This window comes from Frankia sp. CgKIO3 (assembly GCF_977946435.1).
On sequence record NZ_CDWTMO010000024.1, the window covers coordinates 13715 to 34891 of the forward strand.

Sequence of the window (21177 nt, forward strand, 5' to 3'; positions counted from 1 at the left end):
CGGTCCCGCTCAGGCCGGTGGGCGCGATGGTGCCGGCGGGATCGCCGCGGTTGTCGACCGGGCCGGGGTGCATCCGCAGCCGGCGAGCGCCGCGGCGGCCCGGTCGAGGGCGGCCTTGGTGCCGCCCGCCTCTTCGGCGGGCGAGAGGAACGCGAAGAGGAGCAGCCTGCCGTCCGCGTCGACGAGCTGGCCCGCGAGGCTGCTGACGTTGTGCAGAGTGCCGGTCTTCGCCCGGACATCGCCCGCTCCGATGGCGGTGTCGCCAGTGGTGTAGCGGTCACCCAGCGTACCGGAAAACCCGGCTACCGGCAGCCCCGTGAGAACGGTGCGCAGCGCCGGCCGACCGGGGAGGACGGCGGCGCGCAGGATGGCCACAAGGGTCATGGGCATGATCATGTTCGCGATGGACAAGCCGCTCACGTCGGCCAGTGTCATCCCGGCGACGGGGATGCCCGCCTCGGCGAGGACGCCCCTCACCGTGTGGGTGGCGCCGGCGAACGAGGCGGGCAGGCCCCGCCGGTGGGCGACGAGCCGTCCCAGGCTCTCGGCGAGATCGTTGTCTGACTGGGTGATCATGCGTTCGACCAAGACCCGCACCGGAGGGCTGTAGACCGCCGCGACCCGCTGCGCGGCCGGGTCCGCCGGGCCGGTGGCCACCGATCCGACGGATATTCCGGCGGTCGTGAGCGCCGCGGCGAAGGCCGTGGTCGCGGCGGCGGCCGGGGTGGGGCTGCGCGGTCCGGCGGCTCCCGGTGCCGACCGTCCGGCGTCGACCTCCAGCGCCGAGACCGGGGCGACGTCCCCGTCGGTCACGTAGTTGTCGCGCCATCCCGGCGCCCGGTCCGGACCGACGAACAGCCCTCCGTCGCCGATCACCCGAGCCGCCGAGGTGATACCCGCGGCCCGGACCTGAGCGGCGAGATCGCTCAGCCGGGCCAGGGCCGGATAGCCGTCGGGCGCGGTGGAGGCGGTCAGGGTCGGATCCCCGCCGCCGACGAGCCACAGTGTTCCGCCTGATGTGCGGGCGTTCCCGCCCGCGGGCGGGCTGTAGACCACCGTGGTCCGCAGCCGGTCGTCGGGGAAGGTGGTCAACGCGGCGGTGGCGACCGCGGTTTTCAACGTGGAGGCCGGTGCCACGGGGATGCGGGACCGGACGTCAAGGAGCACCCGACCCGACTGCGCGTCGACGACGAAGGCCGCGGGCCGCGCCAGGACGGGATCACCCAGCGGACCGGCGAGGCGGGCCGCCACCGCCGCGGGCTGCGGGATCGGCGCGGCCGGATCGAGACCGCCGAGTACCGCGGTGCCCGCGCGGTCGGACCCGCTGCCGGCGAGCTCCGCGGCTGACCCGGTGGTGGGACCGAGGGACAGGGACCCGGCGAGCAGCGCGCCGGCCAGGGCGGTGAGCCCCCCTACCCGGGCGACCGGTGCGGCTGACATCACTAACAGACACTACGCAACCAGCGGGCGGTCGGCGACGGCGCGCCGGGTGAACCCGGATCCGTCGCCGCGGGCATGCCCGGCGGTGTCCCGCCGCGGTAGGACACCAGGGTTTGCAGTGGGACACCAGGGTTTGCGGCGGGATACCAGAGGTGTCGTGCCGGCGGGCGGCACTGGTACGAAGAACGCCCCACCGGGCGTGTCGCCGGTGGCCATCATGGTTCCGGTGCCCGGGAGATCCGGCGGTGGAAACGTGGTGGTGTCGACGGTGCGGTTCGGGTGGGAGGCGGCGTCCGCGACACTAGGTGCGCCGTCGTGGGTGTGATGCCTCGTTGCGGTCACTGGAGTGGGTGGCCCGCGCCCCGGGCGGGGCACATCCGCCGCCTGGCAGAGCACGACGTACGGCACGAGCACGACGTACTGCGCCATGAGCACGGCACGGCTTGAACGAGCACCATGTGACAAACGGCGATCGCCCCGGTGCGGACCGGGCGAAGACGAAGGAGACAGGGAGCGGAGTGGACCTTGAGTTCGATGTGACCATCGAGATCCCCAAGGGGCAGCGCAACAAGTACGAGATGGATCATCACACCGGCCGTATCCGGCTTGACCGGATGCTGTTCACCTCCACCCACTACCCGTCGGACTACGGGTTCATCGAGGGAACCCTCGGGCGCGACGGTGATCCGTTGGACGCCCTCGTCCTGCTGGAGGAGCCGACGTTCCCGGGCTGCCTGGTGCGGTGCCGGACGATCGGCATGTTCGAGATGACCGATGAGAAGGGCCCGGACGACAAGGTTCTCTGCGTGCCGGTGGCCGACGTCCGGCAGGAGCACCTGCGGGATCTGCGGCACCTGCCGGAGTTCGACCGGTTGGAGATCCAGCACTTCTTCGAGGTCTACAAGGACCTCGAGCCCGGTAAGTCGGTGGAGGGCGCCTCCTGGGTGGACCGCAAGGAGGCTGAGCGGGAGATCCTGGCGTCCATCAAGCGGCTGCGCGAGGCGGAGGCCGGGGAGGCGGACGGGCACGACCAAGAGGCCGAACCCAGGTCGGCCTGATCCCTCCGTCCGGTTTGTGGTATCCGTAACGACCTGTCCCACGTCCCAAGCGGGGTGGGACAGGTTCAGGAACCCACGGGACGAGCCCGGAGCGATGCAAATTGACAGGTCATGGACCGGTGAGCTGTGAGACCATGATCCCTGTTAACTGGGCCATGCCCTGGTGGGAGGGGGAGCGAGCCGGAGGCGGGGATTGAACCCGCGACCTATCGCTTACGAGGCGATTGCTCTGCCACTGAGCTACTCCGGCGAACGGCCAGGATCGCACTGGCCCGGGTCGAGTATGCCAGATGCGTGGGCGGGCTCGACCCGGCGGTGGTCCGGTGGTTGTGCGCGGGCCGAGATGCCCGCCGTCGCCCCGGATCCCAGCCCTCCACGGTGACGCCACCAGTGGCGGGCACGGTTTGGAAGGCCTCCGTCTCGGGCTGTCATGGTGAGGGATGCGCTATGTCGCCAAAATGGCCCTGAGTCGGCAAATTATTCGCTTTATGTCACATTTAGCTAGCTTTGGATGCTGCAACACCGTAAATCACCACCCCCGGTCGCAGTGGTTCCGGTGAGGATGCGTAGGGTTTCGCACCATGACCGGGGCCGGAGACGCTGCACCAGCAGTGACGACGCGAGGAGCCTCGCTCCTCGTCGCTGAGGACGATGAGGCATCTCGCATAGCACTTGCGCGCAGTCTGGAGAGATTCGGTTATCGGGTGCTGGAGGCCGCGGACGGCGAGGCCGCTCTTCGGCTCTTCCAGACCACCGAGATCGATCTGGTGGTGCTGGATGTCGCGATGCCCAGGATGGACGGCTTCGCCGTCCTGAGCCGCCTCCGCCAGACCAGCGAGGTTCCGGTGATCATGCTCACCGGGCGGGCCGAGGAGGTCGACCGGGTGGTCGGCCTCGAGTTGGGCGCGGACGACTACGTCGTGAAGCCCTACTCGCTGCGAGAACTGGTGGCCAGGGTGCGTGCCCGGCTTCGCCGGCGGCCGGCGGAACCGCCGCCGCAGCGCACCGGGGACGGCAGCGACCCGCTCGTCTACGGAGACGTCTCCATCGACCTGCGGGCCCGCGAGGTCGCCGTCGCCGGGGAGCGCATCGATCTGACCGCGCGCGAGTACGAGCTGCTGGCCTTCCTCGCCCGGCATCCTCGGCGGGTCTTCAGCCGGGAGGAACTCCTCGAGCAGGTGTGGGGCACGCGGTTCCAGGACCCCGCCACCGTCACCGAGCACGTCCGGCGGGTACGAACCAAGGTCGAGGGTCGTCCACCGCAGCGCCGGCTGGTCACGACCCTGCGCGGGATGGGCTACCGCTTCGACCCGTGACGTCCTCCCCGCCGGCCGTCGCATCCCCGCCGGCTGTAGAGGTGCTGTCCGGGGGGGGGGAGCATCCCGCTGGGCCGCCGGGGTAGGCGGCGTCGTGGACCTGCCGGGAGACGCAGGCATCCGCGCGGTCGCACGAGGTCCGGCCCCCGCCGTCGAGAACCACGACCACCTGCTGGCGCGGAACATCGTGCCGCACGACCCGACCCGCACCGTGTGGGGCCGTCGCCCGGTCTCCGACCGCGGGCACGGCTTCGGCGAACTCCTCGTAGAGGGGATGTTCGTAACGCAGGCAGCACATCAGCCGGCCGCAGGCCCCGCTGATGCGCATCGGATTGAGGGCGAGGTTCTGCTCCTTGGCCATCCGCAGGCTCACCGGCTCGAAGTCGTTGAGAAAAGTAGCGCAGCACAGGTCGCGGCCGCAGGAACCGATCCCGCCTTGAACCCGGGCGCTGTCGCGGGCGGACAGTTGCCGTAGCTGGACCCGTGCCGCCAGCGTCCGGTTGAGATCCCGTACCAGCTCACGGAAGTCGACGCGGCCCTCCGCGCTGAAGTAGACCGTGTAGCCGCCGGTGGCCATCACGTGGTCGACGCCGACGATCTTTATCGGCAGGTCATGCTCACGGGCCAGGCGACGGGCCGCGACGCGCGCCCGGGCGCGCCGGCGCCGGGAGACCTGCTCGCGCTGGATGTCGGACGCGTCGGCCATCCCGACGAGCACCGGCAGGTCGCCGATGTCGTCGCTGACCCACTGGGGCGCCCACATGCAGGTGGCGACCTCGGGGCCCTCCTCGCTGGGGACGAGCACCCGGTCGCCGACCCGGGGGCTGCAGGAACCAGGATCGGCATAGTAGAGCTTGCCTCGTGGGGAGAACGCCACCGCGCACATCATCGGCATCCGACCGGTCACCTCCCTGCGCCCGCCCGCCGGGTCCCGCCCGGGCGGACATGGTCGAACGGCATGTCCGCGTCGCGATCAGGATATGCCCGGCCTTCCGCCCAGACAGGCCATTACGCCGGTTCGTCCCCACCGCGGATTGCGGGTCGCCGGTCGTCAGGCGTCGCGTAGTGCGAGGGTGAGCGACTCCACCGCGAGCAGCGGGACGAGACCGGGATTCCTGGCCAGCGACGCCCGGGTCGTGAGGACGGCCTCCAGCCGGCGCAGTGTCTGTTCCGGAGTGGAGGCCGCGGCGTATCCGGCGGCCTCGACGCAGTGATCAGGATGGATCGCGTCGACGCCGGCGTCGAGCTGTTGGACCAGGACATCCCGGTACAGCCCCGCGAGGTCCACCAGGGCTCGGTCCAGTGCATCGAGGACGGTGCGGCGACCTCGGCTCTTCTGGGTTCGCTCCAGCTCCTTGAGCGTCCCCGCGGCACCCCGCACCACCATCGTCCGGCCCTTGGCCCCCGCCTTCGGGGCCCGCGCGGACCTGGACTTCCCGCCGACCGCCGTGGCACCGACGCCGAGTGCGGTCTTCAGCGCCTCGGTCTCCACCTCGTCGCGTTCCGCATTCGCGGCCTCCGCGTCGGCATTCGCCGCGTTCACCAGATCGGCCGCCGCGGCCAGGCAGCCACCGACCTGGCCGAGCCGGGCCGGGATACGCAACACCGCCGCCCGGTTGGCCCGGACCCGCTCATCCGTGGCGAGCCGGCGCGCCAGGGCCAGATGGCCCTGGGAAGCCCGCGCCGCCGTCTCGGCGACCTGCTCGTCGACTCCCTCGCGAACCAGCGCGTCGCGGACGTCCGCGGCCGAGGGCAGCCGTAGCGCGACCGTCCGGCAGCGGGAACGGATGGTGGGCAGCACGTCCTCCACGGAGGGGGCGCAGAGCAGGAACACCGCCCGATCCGCCGGCTCCTCGAGGGCCTTGAGCAGGGCGTTCGCCGCGGCCTCGGTGAGCCGGTCCGCATCGGTGATCAGCAGGATGCGCCAGCGGCCGGCCGTCGGGGCGCTGGCAGCGTCGCGTACCAGCGCGCGCACGTCCTTCACGCCGAGCGAGAGCCCCTCCGGCTGCACGGTTCGCAGATCGGTGGCCGTGTCGGTGAGCACGGTGTGGCAGCCGGTGCACTCGCCGCAGCCCGGCGGCTCGTTCTCGCAGGTGAGGCTTGCGGCGAAGGCACGCGCCGCGTCCTGGTGACCTGCCCCGGCGGGTCCGGTGAACAGCCACGAGTGCGTCATCCCGGCACAGGCGGCGGCCGGCGCGCCGCCTCCACTCGCGAGCCCGGCACTCGCGGCGGACGCCGCGGCGCTCAGCATCGCGACCACCGCGTCCTGCCCGACGAGCGTCTCCCAGATCGTCACTGGGCCATCATCCCCAAGCCGCGTCGGTCCGGAGCGCGTCGGTCAGAGCACACCGAGCGGGACGGCCAGCCGATCGATGCGGCTGGCCATGAACGAGCGGATTTCGGCGTGGATCTCCTCCGGTGACCGCGTCGCGTCGAGCGGAAGATAACGATCGGGCTCCTTCTGCGCCAGCCGGCGGAACGCCTCGCGTACCCGGCCATGGAAGGTCAACTTCCCGGCGTCGTCCGCCTCGGCCGGGCCGTCCGGCGGCCCCGGCGGCGGACCGGGATACGCGGCCATCCGCATGCGGCGCAGGACGATCTCTGCCGGTAGATCCAACAGGACCGTGACGTCGGGAAGCAGCGCGTGCGTCGCCCACTGGGCGAGGACGGATAGCTCGTCGGTGCCGATGGCCCGGCTCACGCTCTGGAAGGCGATGAACGAGTCGACGTAACGATCGGTGATGACGATCGCTCCCCGGGCCAGCGCGGGTTCGATCACCCGCGCGACGTGTTCAGCGCGGTCCGCCGCGGTCAGCAGCGCCTCGGTCCGGGCGTGCAGCCGTACCGTCGGGTCGAGGAGCAGTTCCCGCAGGCCCGCTCCCAGCGCGGTGCCGCCGGGTTCGGAGGTCACCACCACCTCCCGGCCGGAGGAGGCGAGCCACGTCCGCAGCAGCTCCACCTGGGTGCTCTTGCCGGCGCCATCGACGCCCTCGATCGCGATGAACAGGCCGGCGTGGCGGGGACGTACGGCCGCCGGCTGCCGGCCGCGCAGCGCGTTCCACAGCTCGGGCCAGACCGCGGCTCCGGTCGGGTCGTCCATCTGCCGATAGGCGAACAGGCCGACCGCGACGGCGAGCAGCCCGCCGGCGAGCAGGACCGCGGTAACGCCGTCCGCGCGGACGTTGATATCGCCCCACAGATGGATCTCGTGCGAGCCGATGAGGCCAACGAGCCCGGGCGCGGCGGCGAGCACGAGCAGCAGGTCGATGCGGACCAGCGACTGCACCAGGGCGAAGGTGCGCCCCCGCAGCTCGTCGGAGACCTCGGCTTGGAGCAGAGTGTATCCGGTCACCCAGGCCACGCCGGCGAACGCCCCCACCGCGACCACGAGGATGCAGGCGATGACCAGGTTCGGGATGATCGCGACGATCACCAGGGTGATACCCGCCCCGGTCACGCAGACGCCGAACAGGCGAGTCCGACTGTAGTCGCCGAGCAGCCTGGGACCGGCGGCCATGCCGGCGGCGAGGCCGACGAACACCGCGCCGAAGAGCACCCCGTACGCGGAGTCGCCGCCGCCCAAGATCTCCACGTAGAGCCGGCCGAGGGCGATGACGCAGCCGGCGCCGGCGAACCCGCCCAGGATGCCCACGACGAGTCCGCGGACCAGTTTGTCCTGGCCGACGTAGCGCCATCCCTCGGTGATGGAGGCCAGGAACCCGGGCTCGGGGCCGGTCTCCGGCCGCGCGGCCCGTCCGATGCCCTTCAGTCCCCAGATCACGATTGCCGAGCCGAGGAACGTCGCCGCATTGAAGTACAACGCGAGATCGACCGAGGAGTCATGGAAGAACGACACGCTGGAGCCGAGCGTCCGTGAGATCGTCGCAAGCATCGTGAAGATCGTCGCGGCGATCGGGGCCGTGCCGTAGGTCATGATCAGGCTGAGGGTGTTGGCGGCTGCGAGCTGCTCCTTGGGGACCAGGTGCGGGACGCTTGCGTCCTTCGCCGGCGCCCACACCAGGGTGACCGCCTCCACCAGGAACGAGGCGATGAGCAGCCACTCGAGCGTTCCGATGATCGGGATCGACATGAACAGCCCGAACCGCATGACGTCCGTCACGACCATGGTCAGCCGGCGGTCTAGCCTGTCGGCGAGGGCACCGGCGAGTGGGCCCAGGATCAGGGCCGGCATCAACCGGACGATCAGCAGCGAGCCGATGGCGTACGCCTGCCCGGAGAAGCTCTCCTGGAGCTGGGTCACCAGTGCGGTGGTTGCCAGCAGACCCATCCAGTCACCCAGGCTGGACAGGCTGAGCTGAATCCACATCCGGCGGAACGCGGGGATCCGCAGGACGGCCCGGATGTCGCTGTCGCCTCCGGCGGCGATGGCGGACGGCAGCGGCGGCGAGGGAACCGTCGTCACCGGATGCCTGCTCGGCGAGCGGTGGGCCCGCGGTCGCCGGACGGGCCGGGGTGGGCGCCGCCCGGCGTCCCGATGCCCGGCTGCATGGTCGGTGGCCACAGGGTCTCCTCCGGACGTCTCGACCGGGGTGGTGGACCTGCCGGTCACATCGGACGGCCCTGTGTCACCAGATGTGGACTCCAAGTCGCCGACAGTGAACGCCGTGACCTCGGAAACCACCCGGGGCGCGTCCGCTTCTCCAGGTTCTCCAGGGCTCCTACCGATCGGCAGCGCCATCAGTCCGTCCGGCGGGTGCCACTGGACGACGAGCTACCGGAGCTACCGGAGCTACCGGAGCCATCGCCGTCGTCCGTCACCGTCTGGGCGGTCTTGGACCTGGCGGTGCCGGTCTTCGCGGTGCCGGTCTTCGCCGTACCCGGCTTGGCCTTGGTGGTTTTCGGGCCGGTCTTCGCGGTGCCGGTGCCGGTCTTGGCGGTGCCGGCTTTCGCGGTGCCCCGGGCAGAACGCTTCGCGGTGGCCGGTCCGCGGGCCCGACGGTCTGCCAGCAGCTCCGCGGCACGCTCATCGGTGATCGTCTCGACCGTGTCACCCTTGCGCAGACTGGCGTTGGTCTCACCGTCGGTGACGTAGGGGCCGAACCGGCCCTCCCGCACCACCATCGGCTTGCCGCTGGCCGGGTCGGTCCCGAGCTCTCGCAGCGGCGGGCTCTCCGCGGCCTGGCGCCGACCGCGGGCCTTGGGCTGGGAGAGCAGCACCAAGGCCTCGTCCAGGGTCACGGTGAACAACTGATCCTCGGATTCCAACGACCGACTTTCGGTGCCTTTCTTCACATATGGGCCATAGCGGCCATTCTGGGCGGTGACCTCCTCCCCGTCCTCCCCCGCACCCAGAATGCGCGGAAGGGTGAGCAACCGCACGGCGTCGTCGAGGGTCAGCGTCTCCAACGACATGCCACGCAGCAGACTGGACGTGCGCGGCGGGTCGGTGTCGGTGGTGACGTAGGGGCCGAAGCGACCCGCCTTCGCCGTGATGGTCGCCCCCGACGCCGGGTCGATGCCCAGCACCCGGTCGCCACTGGGCGCGGCCAGCAGCTCCAGCGCCTTGCCGACGGTGAGTTCGTCCGGTGCGAGATCGTCCGGCACGCTGGCACGGCGTTCCCCGTGCTGGACGTAGGGGCCGTAGCGGCCCACCCGGACGACCAGCAGGGTGCCGTCGTCGGTCTCGCCGAGGGGGATCGAGTTCACCTCGCGGGCGTCGATCTCTCCGAGCCGCTTATTGACCAGATGCTTCAGTCCGTCGGCGGCCGGGTCGGTGCCGTCGCCGGTTCCGAAGTAGAAGCGGGTCAACCAGTCGGTCGGGGCGGCCGTGCCGGCGGCGATGTCGTCGAGGTCGTCCTCCATCGTCGCGGTGAACCGGTAGTCGACCAGCCGGGTGAAGTGGTCCTCCAACAGGCCGACGACAGCGAACGCGACGAAGCTCGGCACCAGGGCCGAGCCCTTCTTCCACACGTAGCCGCGGTCCTGGATGGTGCCGATGATCGAGGCGTAGGTGGACGGCCGACCGATCCCGAGCTCCTCGAGCGTCTTGACCAGGCTGGCCTCGGTGAAGCGCGCCGGCGGGCTGGTGGTGTGCCCGCGGGGGGTCAGCGAGCGGGTGGTCAGTGGGTCGCCTTGGCGTACGTCCGGCAGCCGCCGCTCCCGGTCCTCCAGCTCCGCGTCTGGATCGTCGGCGCCCTCGACGTAGGCGCGCAGGAAGCCGGGGAAGGTGATGACCTTCCCCGATGCCGAGAACTCGGCGTCCTCCCCGGCGGACGAGGTCGCGCCGAGCCGGATCGTGGCGCTCGTGCCGCGGGCGTCCGCCATCTGGCTGGCCACCGTCCGCTGCCAGATCAGTTCGTAGAGCCGGTAGGAGTCGACGTCGAGCTCGCCACGAACCTCACCCGGGGTCCGGAAGTGGTCCCCGGCGGGTCGGATGGCCTCGTGGGCCTCCTGCGCGTTCTTGACCTTCTTGGCGTACGTGCGGGGGCGTGCCGGCACGTACTCCGGCCCGTACAGGCTCGCCGCCTGCGCGCGGGCCGCGGTCAGGGCGGTCTCGGACAGGTTCGTCGAGTCCGTCCGCATGTAGGTGATGTAGCCGTTCTCGTACAGCCGCTGCGCCACCTGCATCGTGCGCTGGCTGGAGAAACGCAGTTTACGGCCGGCCTCCTGCTGCAACGTCGAGGTCATGAACGGCGGGTACGGCGAACGGCGGTAGGGCTTGGTCTCCACCGAGCGCACCGTGAATGCGGCGTCGGCGAGCCGCTCGGCCAGCGACCGGGCGGCGGCCTCGTCCAGCCGCGTCACCCCGGAGGAGACGAGTTGCCCCGTCGGGGAGAAGTCACGGCCCGTCGCGATCCGGTTGCCGTGCAGGGCGACCAGGGTCGCCGGGAGCGGGGTCTTCTCGACCCCGTCGCCGCGGGCGGATCCGGTGCCGGGTCCGCCCGGCCCGGACCCCGGTGTGCCGTCCGCGTCCGACCACGCCTGGCAGGCGACGGTCGCCCCGAACAGGCCCTCGATGTTCCAGTACTCTGCCGAGCGGAACCGCATCCGGGCACGTTCCCGCTCCACCAGGATGCGGGTCGCCACGCTCTGGACCCGGCCCGCCGACAGCCTCGGCATGACCTTCTTCCACAGCACGGGAGAGACTTCGTAGCCGTAGAGGCGGTCCAGGATGCGACGCGTTTCCTGAGCGTGGACCAGGTTCTTGTCGATCTCGCGCGGATTGTCGACGGCCCGCTGGATCGCCTGGGGGGTGATCTCGTGGAACACCATCCGCTTGACCGGCACCGTCGGCTTCAGTGTCTGGAGCAGATGCCAGGCGATGGCCTCGCCCTCGCGGTCCTCATCCGTCGCGAGGTAGAGCTCGCTGGCGTCTTTCACGAGCGCCTTGAGCTTGCTGACCTGCGGTTTCTTGTCCGGCGTCACGATGTAGAGCGGTTCGAAGTCGTTGTCGACGTCGACGCCGAGCCGAGCCCACGGCTTGCCCTTGTGCGCGGCCGGGACATCGGCGGCACTGCGCGGGAGGTCACGGATGTGCCCGATGCTGGATTCGACCTGCCACCCCGGACCGAGATAGCCGGCGATCGTCTTCGCCTTCGCCGGCGACTCCACGATCACCAGGCGGTTGCCCGGGCCCCGGCCGGAGCCGGTGGCGCGGCTGCCGTGGGCGCCGCTGGCTCCGCCTGAGCCGTTCTCCGAATGGCCAGTCCCCGTTCGCCCGTTCGCCGTCCTGCTGTTTGCCGTCCGGCTGGTGGCGCCGACGGGTACGTCGGCGGATGCCTCGCTCGAGCCGGTCTCCGGCGGGAGCCCGGCCTCGGTGGGCTCGGCGACCGGTGCGGATGACCGCGCGGTCGCCCGTGTCGTCGTCTTCGTGCGCGCTGGCACTTCTCTCCTCGGTGCGACGTGCTCGTTTTAGTGCTCTGTGGGGCGAAAGCGTAGGTTGCTTCTACGGAGCGTAGGTCTCGAACATGGCGGATGTTGCGGAGGCGGAGCGCGTTACTGGATCTGGCGGGGGCGGTACGGGTGTCCGGCGGACGGTGGTCGTGCGGGTGGCGGCCGTCGGAGTGAGAGCGGTGCCTCGCAGCACCGTACGCCGCCATTCCGTCTCGCGGATCCTCCCGTCCTGGTATGGCGACCGTAGCCCGACGCTCACCCACTGCTTCTCCGATCCGATGTGGGTGGCGCGGATGGTCCGCCGGCGCATCACCCGGCCCACGGGCGGTGCCGATCCCGCATCCCGAGGTTCCATCGGTTCCCGAGGTTCCATCGGTGCGAAACAGCGCCGCCGACCCGCGTGGCCTCGTGCGAGCCGCGGGGGTCGGCGGTGACGGAACGATGTGGGTCAGGCGTTGATCTTCTCGCTGAGGATCGGTGTCGATTGTGTCATAGCGGGCACATCGTTGATCATTAAGCTCCGCCGCTTGGAGATAATGATCACGGCGGCGATGGCGGCGAGGGCGGCGAGGGCGACACCGATGCGCAGCCCCGTGTTCTCGTCCGCGCCCACCGAGTACTTCACGACTGTCGGAGCGATCAACAGGCTGACCAGATTCATCACCTTGAGCAGTGGGTTGATCGAAGGGCCGGCGGTGTCCTTGAATGGATCTCCCACGGTATCGCCGATCACCGTGGCCGCGTGGACCTCCGAACCCTTTCCACCGTGGTTGCCGTCCTCGACCATCTTCTTCGCGTTATCCCAGGCCCCGCCGGAGTTCGCGAGGAACACGGCCATCAGCACGCCGGCGGCGATGGCGCCGCCGAGGAACGCGCCGAGCGGCGGGTATCCCAGGCCGAAACCGACCGCGATCGGGGCGAGAACCGCCAGCGTCCCCGGTGTAATCAGTTCACGGAGCGAATCGCGGGTGCAGATGTCGACGACCGCACTGTAATCCGGCTTCTCGTCGCCGGTCATGATTCCAGGCCTGGACCGGAACTGGTTGCGCACCTCCAGGACGACCCGCCCGGCCGCGCGGCCCACCGCATTGATCGTGAGCCCGGAGAACAGGAAAACCACGGATGCCCCTATGGTGAGCCCGACCAGCGCGTCGGGGTAGGCGATGTTCAGGCCGCCAACGATGCCCCGACCCGCCTCGGGCAGCGCTCCGGCGTCGCGGAGAGCCGTCGTCACGGTGTCGGTGAACGAGCCGAACAGCGCGGAGGCGGCGAGCACCGCGGTGGCGATCGCGATGCCCTTCGTGATCGCCTTGGTGGTGTTGCCGACGGCGTCGAGCGAGGTGAGGATGGCTGCGCCCGCCTCGTCCATGTCGCCGGACATCTCGGCGATGCCCTGCGCGTTGTCGCTCACCGGCCCGAAGGTGTCCATCGAGATGATGACACCCACTGTCGTCAGCAGACCGGTCCCCGCCAGCGCCACCGCGAACAGCGCGATCGTGACGCTGCCGGAGCCGAGCAGGTAGGCGCCGAAGACCGCGGCACCGATGAGAAGCGAAGAATAGACCGCCGACTCCAGACCTACCCCGATTCCGGCGAGGATGTTGGTGGCCGGTCCAGTGAGCGACGCCTTTGCGATGTCCTGCACCGGCCGCCGGCCGGTCTCGGTGAAATACCCGGTGAGCAGCTGGATGGCGGCGGCGAGCACGATCCCGATCAGGACCGCGCCGATCGCGATCACTCGTGGATTGCCAGACTGGGTGCTCCCCTGCATCCCGGGGAAATCGGCGAAGCTCGCCGGGAGGTAGAGCAGCGAGACTGCGACGACGCCGACCGCGGACACCACCGCGGAGATGAAGAAACCCCGGTTGATGGCGGACATTCCGGTGCGGTCACCGGCCCGTGGCGACACCGCGAAGATTCCGATGACCGCGGTCACAACCCCGACCGCTGGGATGAGCAGGGGGAACACCAGGCCGCGTTCGCCGAACGCCTCGACCCCGAGAATCAGCGCCGCGACGAGCGTCACCGCATAGGATTCGAACAGGTCGGCGGCCATGCCGGCGCAGTCGCCGACGTTGTCGCCGACGTTGTCGGCGATCGTCGCGGCGTTGCGGGGATCATCCTCGGGAATCCCCTGTTCCACCTTGCCAACCAGGTCCGCCCCGACATCGGCGGCCTTGGTGAAGATCCCTCCGCCTACTCGCATGAACATCGCGAGCAGAGCGGCGCCGAATCCGAATCCCTCCAGGCCCTGGGGGGCGGTGTCCCGGAAGACGAGGACCACAGCCGCCGCCCCCAGGAGCCCGAGACCGACGGTGAACATCCCCACCACCCCGCCGGTGCGGAAGGCGATGCGGACGGCGGCTCGTTCCCCTCGGGTCATGGCGGCGGCCGCGGTGCGGGTGTTGGCCCGGGTCGCCAGCGACATCCCGACGAATCCGACCAACGCGGAGAAGATCGCACCGACCACGAAGAAGATCGACCGACCGATCTTTGCTCCAGTGTTCTCGGCTGGCAGGAGCAGTAGTACGAAGGGGATGACGACGACGAATCCCGCGAGTGTGGTGAACTGCCGTCTGAGATAGGCTGCGGCGCCCTCCTGGACCGCCCGGCCGACCTCCACCATCCTCGGGGTGCCCGGACTCGCCGCCAGTACCTCACGAACCAGATAACCGGCAACAAGCAATGCGAGGGCTGCGACTATCGCCACACCGGCGACCAGTCCGAGGGCTCTGCCGCTAAGGTCAATTCCAGCACCCTCGGCCTGTAGGGCTTGGATCGAGGACATGGCTCCTCCCGGTCTGCTCTGTGCGCCCTCCGTGAGGGTGCCGGTGCTCTTGGGCGCCCTCACGGCGGTCGCCACGGCATCGAGACGGTCACGGTCACGCGCCGCATCCGGCGACGCTTTGGGCGAGATCGGCCGATTCTTCCCATTTCTAGACATCTGACCGGTCTCGCGGGGAGCACCAAGGGAATCATGGATGGTTGGATCAGCCGTCCATGAGATGCGGCGGAGTCTATCCACACGTCTGTGACGTGCGCTCGTTTTTCGGTAGCGGCGGCCCGGGTCGCGTGCTCTCGGGTACCTCTCACCGCCCTGGCGATAATCCGGAAACGGGTCGATTCGGGAATATTCGGTTTAAAAAGATCACTTGTGCTATTGCTGACATGGCAGACTGGCGCCGTGGCTCCACCTCAATGTCAGGTTCTAGGTGCCCCGCCTTCGGAACCTGGCGCGGGGCACATGGCGGCACGGTCGGAGGCTGGAACAGTCGCCAGGCCCAGGCAGGGAGACCGGAGAGGTCCTACACCGCGGATTCGCAGGGATCCGATGTGGCGCCGGTGTGCCAGGTCATCGCGACAACCGTACCCACGCCGTCGGGGCCGCGCCTGATCTCGATCTCGTCGACGAGTCCCTCGATGAGGGCGAGTCCGAGCCCCGGTGGGAAACCGGAGTTGTCCTCCGAGAGATCGTCGTCCGCCGGTTCCGCCCAACCTGGCGGCTGAGTCGACTCGGATTCGAGTTCGAGCAGGGTGGTCGCGGTGACGAGGCCACCGTCCGGACCGGGGGCGACCTCGTCTCCGGTTCTACCGCAGTCGGCCACCGTGATGGTGAAGGAATCGGCGCCGTCGATGAGCGCGACATGCACCGGGGCCTGCGGCGCATGCTTGCGGTTGACGCGCACCGCTCGGGTGCATGCCTCCGTCACCGCAAGTTTGATCTCGTCGGCCGCGCTGACCGGAACTCCTGCGCGCCGGCTGACCGCCGTCGCGATCATCCTGGCGGTACGAACGTGCCCGTTCAGGGCAGCGAACCGCAGCTCAACGGTGGGCATACGGCGGGCCTGCCTTTCGCGAAAGAGTGATGTCCGGCTCAGTCGCTCGCGGCAAGGGCTTCCTCGACGGAGGAGTGGATGGGGAAGACCTTGGTCAGGCCGGTGATCCGGAAAATCTTCAGGATGCGCTCCTGAGTGCAGACCAGACGCAGTGAACCCTCGTGCGCACGCACCCGCTTGAGCCCGCCGACGAGGACCCCGAGGCCCGTCGAATCGAGGAACTCGACGCCTTCCATGTCGACGACGAGGTGGTATGACCCCCCGGACACGAGATCGATGAGCTGCTCGCGAAGCTTCGGCGCGGTGTAGACGTCGATCTCGCCGCCCACCACCACGACCGTGTGGTTGCCTTCTTGGCGTGTCGTGAGGGACAGGTCCACGGATCCTCCTTGTGTGCCTCCGGCCGTCCCGTGCTTCGGGCGACCGACATCACGGCGCCATTACCCTCCCACGAGGAGGATCAATCCGGTGTGCCGCGACACAGATCGCGGGTCCGGTGTTGCGGCGTCGCCGGCTGATGACGTCTGATGACGTCTGATGACGTCTGATGAAATGTATCCTCGATCTTAGCGCTCGTGTGGGGGCCGACCGACTGCATCGGCGGTTTCGACGCAGCTGGTCCCGCGGGGACACTCTGTGGTTCGCCTGTCGTCTTGTCGTCGGCATCGCTGCCCGTAGCCACGCCGAGATGTTCCCCGGACCGGGATCCCGGATCCTCGGGCTCGATCGGCCGGGGGCCCGAGAGGGCGATGCTCCGGGGGTTTGTCCGGCTGAAGGGCGCCGTGACCGCGTCGAGACGCATATCCTCGATCGTCGTGGGCTCGCCGGTGGATGTCGACGGTGCGGACACGGCCCTTGCCGGGCTGCGCCGCGACGTGCGACGAGCGCGGTGCATGACGCACATCGAGCGCGTCCCTGCCCGGGACGGCTGCCCGGCGCCATGGCCGGACTGGATCGATCCGGTCCTGCGGGGACGGTGGACGGCCGCTGGGATCGCGAGCCCCTGGAGCCACCAGGCGGCTGCCGCCGAGGCCGCGTACGCCGGGCGCAGCGTGGTGCTGGCGACCGGCACGGCCTCGGGCAAGTCGTTTGGCTATCTGATGCCGGTGCTGTCCCGGCTGCTCGCCGAGCCCGGTGCCCGGGCACTCTACCTGGCGCCCACGAAGGCGCTGGCCCACGACCAGCTTAGAGCCGTGCGGTCGCTGCGGCTCACCGGTATCCGGGCCGCCGCGTTCGACGGGGACACGCCGGCGGCCGAACGGGACTGGGTCCGGGCGCACGCCGGCCTGGTCCTGACCAACCCCGACATGCTCCACCGTGGCATCCTGCCCTTCCACCGGCGGTGGGCCCAGTTCCTGCGCGGCCTGCGTTACGTCGTCGTCGACGAGTGCCACGGCTACCGAGGGGTATTCGGCGCACACGTGGCCGCGGTGATCCGCCGGCTGCGGCGGATCTGCGCGCGCTACGGGACCGATCCGGTGTTCCTGCTCGCGTCCGCGACCGTCGCCGATCCCGGGGTCTCGGCCGCACGGCTCACCGGCGTGGAGGTCGAGGTGGTCGACGTCGACGGATCTCCGCGGGGGCCACTGGACTTCGTGCTCTACGAACCTCCGCTGCTCACGGCCGGGCAGAGCTTGCCGGACCGGGAGGACCCGACCTCCGCGCCCGGCCCGGGCGAGAACGGCGCCCCCGTCCGCCGGTCGGTGACCGCCGAGTCCGCGGACCTGCTGGCGGACCTCGTCGCGGACGGTGTGCACACCCTGGTCTTCGTCCGCTCGCGACGGGCCGCCGAGGTGGTGGCGGTGACTGCCCGCCGCGAACTCGGTCGGATCGCTGCAGACCTCGCCGACCGGGTGGCGGCGTATCGGGCGGGCTACCTGCCGGAGGAGCGACGGGCCCTGGAGGAGGATCTCCGCTCGGGCGCCCTGCTCGGGGCGGCCGCGACGCCGGCACTCGAGCTCGGGGTGGACATCAGCGGGCTGGACGCCACCGTCACCGCCGGTTTTCCTGGCACGCTCGCCTCGCTCTGGCAGCAGGCCGGGCGCGCCGGGCGGGATGGCCGGCGATCGCTGGCCGTGTTGGTCGCCCGGGACGATCCGCTTGACACCTACCTGGTGCATCATCCCGAAGCCGTCTTCGGACGGCCGGTGGAGGCCAGCGTCTTCGACCCCGACAATCCCTACGTGCTTGCTCCGCACCTGGAGTGCGCCGCGGCCGAGTTGGCGCTGACCGAGGCGGATCTGGCGTTGTTCGGACCGACCGCTGCGTTCGCCGTCGACGACCTGGTCCGCCGAGGACGGCTGCGCCGCCGGCCCACGGGCTGGTTCTGGACGCAACGGGCCCGGCCGGATGTGGACATCCGAGGGGCGGGAGGACCACCGGTTCGCATCGTCGAAGCGCGGACCGGCTGGCTCCTGGGCACCGTGGACGCCGCGACCTCGCACACGACGGTGCACGCTGGCGCGGTCTATCTTCACCAGGGATCGAGCTTCGTGGTCGAGGACCTCGACCTCGAGGAATCCGTCGCGTTCGTATGCGAGTCGACGCCGGAATGGACGACCACCGCGCGTGACCACACCGACATCAGGGTGGTGGAGTCGTCGCGATCCCGGGTGCTGCCCGACGTGGAGGTGCACCTCGGCGTGGTCGAGGTCACCAGCCAGGTCGTCGGATACCAGCGGCGGCTGATCGCGACGGGCGAGGTGCTCGGGCAGGAGCCTCTCGATCTGCCGCCGCGTCAGCTGCGAACCCGGGCCGTCTGGTACACGCTGTCCGACGACCTGCTTGCCCGAGCCGCGATCGAGCCGGCGGACGTCCCCGGCGCCGTCCACGCCGCCGAACACGCGGCGATCGGTCTGCTCCCGCTGTTCGCGACCTGTGACCGTTGGGACATCGGCGGTGTCTCGACCGCGCGCCATCCGGACACCGAACGCACCAGCGTCTTCGTCTACGACGGACACGCCGGCGGGGCGGGTTTCGCCGAACGGGGATTTCTCCGAATCGGTGCCTGGCTGGCTGCGACCCGGGACGCGATCGAAGCGTGTGAGTGCCCGGCGGGGTGCCCGTCGTGCGTCCAGTCGCCCAAATGCGGAAATGGCAATGAGCCGCTCGATAAGGCGGCTGCCTGGCGGCTCCTCGCCGCGGTGACCGCCATGATCGGCTAGCCCCGTGACCACTTCGCCGCGGCGTGGTTCCCCCGCGACCGGACCCGGGTATGTCGGCCAGATCGGCTTTTCTCCGTCGTTTATGCCAACGTCCATGGTTTTGGAGGTCTCGGTGGTAACCGTCGGTTTCGTGCTGTTGCTGGTGGCTGGAGTTCTCACCGCGGATCTCGTGTTGGAGAACAGCGGCCACACCGATGTCCTGATCATGGGGCAGATGCTCTCGTTCGACATCTGGGGCCTGTTCGTCCTCGGCCTGGTAACGGGAGTGCTGGTAGCGGCCGGCGTGCAGCTCTTCCTGCAGGGCCTCGCGCGGGATCGCCGCCGCCACCGGATGGAACGCCAGCGCGCCCGGGAGATGGAGGCGCTGGTGCGTTCCGCGCCAGCCGCGCCCGCCACCAGCGCCCCCCGGTCCGTCGAAGCCGACACCGGCGGGGCACGAACCCGGACGGCCCCGCCCCAGGCGCGTCCGGCGGCCGCTCCGATGCCCGCGACTGCTCCCACTGCAGCGTCCTCGGGCCAGATCATCACCCATCCCCACCGGGGCGACCGGATCGTCGCCCGCGTCGCTGATCTGCGGCGCCGTGACAGTGGCGGTGATGCGGCGAGTGGCGCCGCCCAACCTCGCGAGGGCATCCGTTCCGGAACCGGGTCGTCCACGCCGACTGGGAAGTAGACACCCTCCGCTCCTCCCCACGGCCCGGCACGGGCACGGGCGGACAGCTCCGGGAGCGGGCCGAGTACCGCCGGTAGGCGCGCGAGGACCGTCACCTCGACGGCGTTGCCGTTGACCCGGCAGGCCGCCAGCCGCGCCCCGTTGGCTGCGCTGACCTCGTCGGCCCGCGCGCACATCGTCCGCTGGTTGGTGGGCGGCATCGCTGCGGCCGCGAGGGCGGCGAGATCCGCCGCTCCAGCGGCCCGCTGCCGGACCGTGCTGATCACCGTCACGGTGAACGCGACGCTCACCAGCGAGAGCAGCGCGAACAGGACGGCCAGCAGCCATACCGTCGCGGACCCTGCATCGGGGGCCGCGGCGGACGGCGCTACCCCCGGCGTGACGGTCGGCAGCGTCCTCAGCCGGCGCGTCCCGCTCACGACGCCATCCGGGCCGGGCATCCGGTGGGGGCATCGGACGGAAGATCGGCCGTCGCTTCGACGGGGGTGACGGCCCGCGCCGCCACCTCGATGCCGGGAACCAGCCGGCTGACGCCGATGCCACCGACGTGCACCGACACCTGTACCTCGAGCCGACCCGCGCCACGGTGCAGCGTCACGGTGGAGCCGACGGGTGCCGCCTGGATCACCACGGTATGCACGGCCGAATCCGGCTCCCCCCTGGCAGCCAAGCGGGCGCCGATGCGTGCCGCGTCGGCGCATCGGGCCTGGGCTGCGACGGCACCGAGCATCCAGGCGGCCAGGAAGAAGACGACGAACAGTGAGGGCAGGCCGATCGCGAGCTCGGCGGTGGCCTGGCCGCGGTCCGGCCCGCGGACGGATCTCCCACGTCGACGGGTCACCGGCCGCGGCGGCCGCTGGGAGGAGCGCACAGGCATCACGGCCGCGCTCAGAACGCCACGGTCAGCGCGCGCTGCACCACCGAGGAGACCAGCGACCGGGTCGCGGAGCTTGACACCACCGCGTAGAGGACGCCGGCGAACGCCACGGCCGCAAGCGTGCCGACCGCGTACTCGGCGGTGGACATGCCGTGGTCGCGGGCCTGGACGGCCGGGCGCCACACGCTGAGGAGCCGCCGGGACACCGGCCATCGTGACAGGCGTCGGCACGAGGAGCGGGCTGCCAGGAACATGAGAACTACCTCCGGGACAGGGGAGGATCGGGATCGAGCGATGGGTCAGGCCTGGATGCTCGGCGCCGCGGTGGCAGCTGGATGATCGGGACTTCAGGCCGGCAACAGCGCGGGGACGGATCCGAGGACCATGGGGACCACTCCGAGCAGGAGAAAAGCGGGAAGGAAGCACAGGCCCAGGGGCGCGACCGCCAGGACACCTGCCCGACGAGCCGCGGCGATGCTCTCCGCGTGGGCTTCGTCCCTGGCACGATCGGCCAGTCGGGTGAGAGTGGCGGCGAGCTTCGCCCCGGACGTCTCCGCGCGATCGAGCGCCATGATCGCTGCTCGCACCATCCTGGCCCGCCGGGATGGCGGGGTCACGCGTCCGCGGCGAGCCCATCCGGGCAACCGGTCGGTGAGCTGGGGAGCATGACTCGCGGCCATCAGTCGCTCGCAGGCGGCGCCCACCGTGGCGCCCGCCGCGAGTGCATCGCCTACGGAGCACAGTTCCGCGCCCAACACACCACCGGTGGCGGCGCCGACGGCCCGCACCGCCGACACGATGGTCCCCCCGCTGCGCAGACACGCCGCGATCAGGTCCAGCGCCAGGGGAAAGTCGGCGAGGAACCGGTCGTGCCCCGCGGCGGAGGTCGGGGGCGCGACGCCCGTTGCATCCACGGCTACCGGCCCTCCCCGTCGCTCCACGCCGTCCGCCAAGGAATC

The 21177-nt window shown here is 70.4% G+C and carries 16 protein-coding genes, 1 tRNA gene and 1 pseudogene; 4 read left to right on the forward strand and 14 right to left on the reverse strand.

Going from position 1 to position 21177, the window contains the following annotated elements:
- Positions 1-9: 9 nt before the first annotated feature.
- Both dacB and AC08OJ_RS04900 read right to left on the reverse strand, forming a co-directional pair.
- Positions 10-1443, reverse strand: a complete 1434-nt coding sequence (gene dacB / locus AC08OJ_RS04895; RefSeq protein WP_476595159.1) for a D-alanyl-D-alanine carboxypeptidase/D-alanyl-D-alanine endopeptidase — start codon at positions 1441-1443, stop codon at positions 10-12.
- A 9-nt stretch (positions 1444-1452) separates the two neighbouring features.
- Entirely contained in the window at positions 1453-1869 is a 417-nt protein-coding gene (locus tag AC08OJ_RS04900) for a hypothetical protein (protein ID WP_476591795.1), read from the reverse strand.
- 89 nt (positions 1870-1958) lie between these two features.
- On the opposite strand from AC08OJ_RS04900, the gene AC08OJ_RS04905 reads away from it, so the two are divergent.
- On the forward strand, positions 1959-2498 hold the full coding sequence (locus tag AC08OJ_RS04905) for an inorganic diphosphatase (RefSeq protein WP_462185870.1): 540 nt from the start codon (positions 1959-1961) through the stop codon (positions 2496-2498).
- A gap of 178 nt (positions 2499-2676) precedes the next feature.
- Here the strand turns inward: AC08OJ_RS04905 and AC08OJ_RS04910 are convergent.
- A tRNA-Thr gene (locus AC08OJ_RS04910) sits at positions 2677-2748 on the reverse strand.
- A 331-nt stretch (positions 2749-3079) separates the two neighbouring features.
- On the opposite strand from AC08OJ_RS04910, the gene AC08OJ_RS04915 reads away from it, so the two are divergent.
- A complete protein-coding gene (locus tag AC08OJ_RS04915) occupies positions 3080-3814 on the forward strand; it encodes a response regulator transcription factor (protein ID WP_476591793.1) in 735 nt (244 codons plus the stop codon).
- On the opposite strand, the gene AC08OJ_RS04920 is transcribed toward AC08OJ_RS04915, so the two are convergent.
- From AC08OJ_RS04920 to AC08OJ_RS04950, 7 genes are all read right to left on the reverse strand, one after another.
- Positions 3774-4709: a PSP1 domain-containing protein gene (locus AC08OJ_RS04920; protein ID WP_476595160.1), complete on the reverse strand. Its 936-nt coding sequence runs from the start codon at positions 4707-4709 to the stop codon at positions 3774-3776. The genes AC08OJ_RS04915 and AC08OJ_RS04920 overlap by 41 nt on opposite strands.
- Positions 4710-4865: 156 nt before the next feature.
- Positions 4866-6110: a DNA polymerase III subunit delta' gene (locus tag AC08OJ_RS04925; protein WP_476591791.1), complete on the reverse strand. Its 1245-nt coding sequence runs from the start codon at positions 6108-6110 to the stop codon at positions 4866-4868.
- A gap of 42 nt (positions 6111-6152) precedes the next feature.
- Positions 6153-8141 carry a dTMP kinase gene (tmk, locus tag AC08OJ_RS04930; protein ID WP_476595164.1) on the reverse strand — a complete coding sequence of 663 codons (1989 nt, stop codon included), beginning with the start codon at positions 8139-8141 and terminating at the stop codon, positions 6153-6155.
- 371 nt (positions 8142-8512) lie between these two features.
- Complete coding sequence (gene topA, locus AC08OJ_RS04935; protein WP_476595161.1) at positions 8513-11659, reverse strand: type I DNA topoisomerase; 3147 nt, start codon at positions 11657-11659, stop codon at positions 8513-8515.
- 457 nt (positions 11660-12116) lie between these two features.
- Entirely contained in the window at positions 12117-14456 is a 2340-nt protein-coding gene (locus tag AC08OJ_RS04940) for a sodium-translocating pyrophosphatase (RefSeq protein ID WP_476595162.1), read from the reverse strand.
- Positions 14457-14973: 517 nt separating this feature from the next.
- A complete protein-coding gene (locus AC08OJ_RS04945; protein ID WP_462202610.1) occupies positions 14974-15504 on the reverse strand; it encodes an ATP-binding protein in 531 nt (176 codons plus the stop codon).
- Positions 15505-15542: 38 nt separating this feature from the next.
- A complete protein-coding gene (locus AC08OJ_RS04950; protein ID WP_462185864.1) occupies positions 15543-15884 on the reverse strand; it encodes an STAS domain-containing protein in 342 nt (113 codons plus the stop codon).
- Positions 15885-16253: 369 nt separating this feature from the next.
- Here AC08OJ_RS04950 and AC08OJ_RS04955 point away from each other — a divergent pair, with 369 nt between their 5' ends.
- Complete coding sequence (locus AC08OJ_RS04955) at positions 16254-18668, forward strand: DEAD/DEAH box helicase (RefSeq protein ID WP_476591787.1); 2415 nt, start codon at positions 16254-16256, stop codon at positions 18666-18668.
- Positions 18669-18780: 112 nt separating this feature from the next.
- The gene (locus tag AC08OJ_RS04960) at positions 18781-19341 is read left to right on the forward strand and encodes a hypothetical protein (protein ID WP_476591786.1); all 561 of its coding nucleotides are present in this window, start codon (positions 18781-18783) and stop codon (positions 19339-19341) included.
- 32 nt (positions 19342-19373) lie between these two features.
- On the opposite strand, the pseudogene AC08OJ_RS04965 reads toward AC08OJ_RS04960, so the two are convergent.
- The 4 genes and pseudogenes from AC08OJ_RS04965 to AC08OJ_RS04980 form a co-directional block, all read right to left on the reverse strand.
- A pseudogene (locus tag AC08OJ_RS04965) lies at positions 19374-19781 on the reverse strand (Rv3654c family TadE-like protein); the annotation flags it as partial.
- Complete coding sequence (locus AC08OJ_RS04970) at positions 19757-20218, reverse strand: TadE family type IV pilus minor pilin (RefSeq protein ID WP_462202813.1); 462 nt, start codon at positions 20216-20218, stop codon at positions 19757-19759. The pseudogene AC08OJ_RS04965 and the gene AC08OJ_RS04970, both read right to left, overlap by 25 nt.
- An 11-nt stretch (positions 20219-20229) precedes the next feature.
- Positions 20230-20424 carry a DUF4244 domain-containing protein gene (locus AC08OJ_RS04975; RefSeq protein WP_041258051.1) on the reverse strand — a complete coding sequence of 65 codons (195 nt, stop codon included), beginning with the start codon at positions 20422-20424 and terminating at the stop codon, positions 20230-20232.
- 141 nt (positions 20425-20565) lie between these two features.
- On the reverse strand, positions 20566-21177 hold a 612-nt coding region (locus AC08OJ_RS04980), incomplete at its 5' end, for a type II secretion system F family protein (protein WP_476595163.1).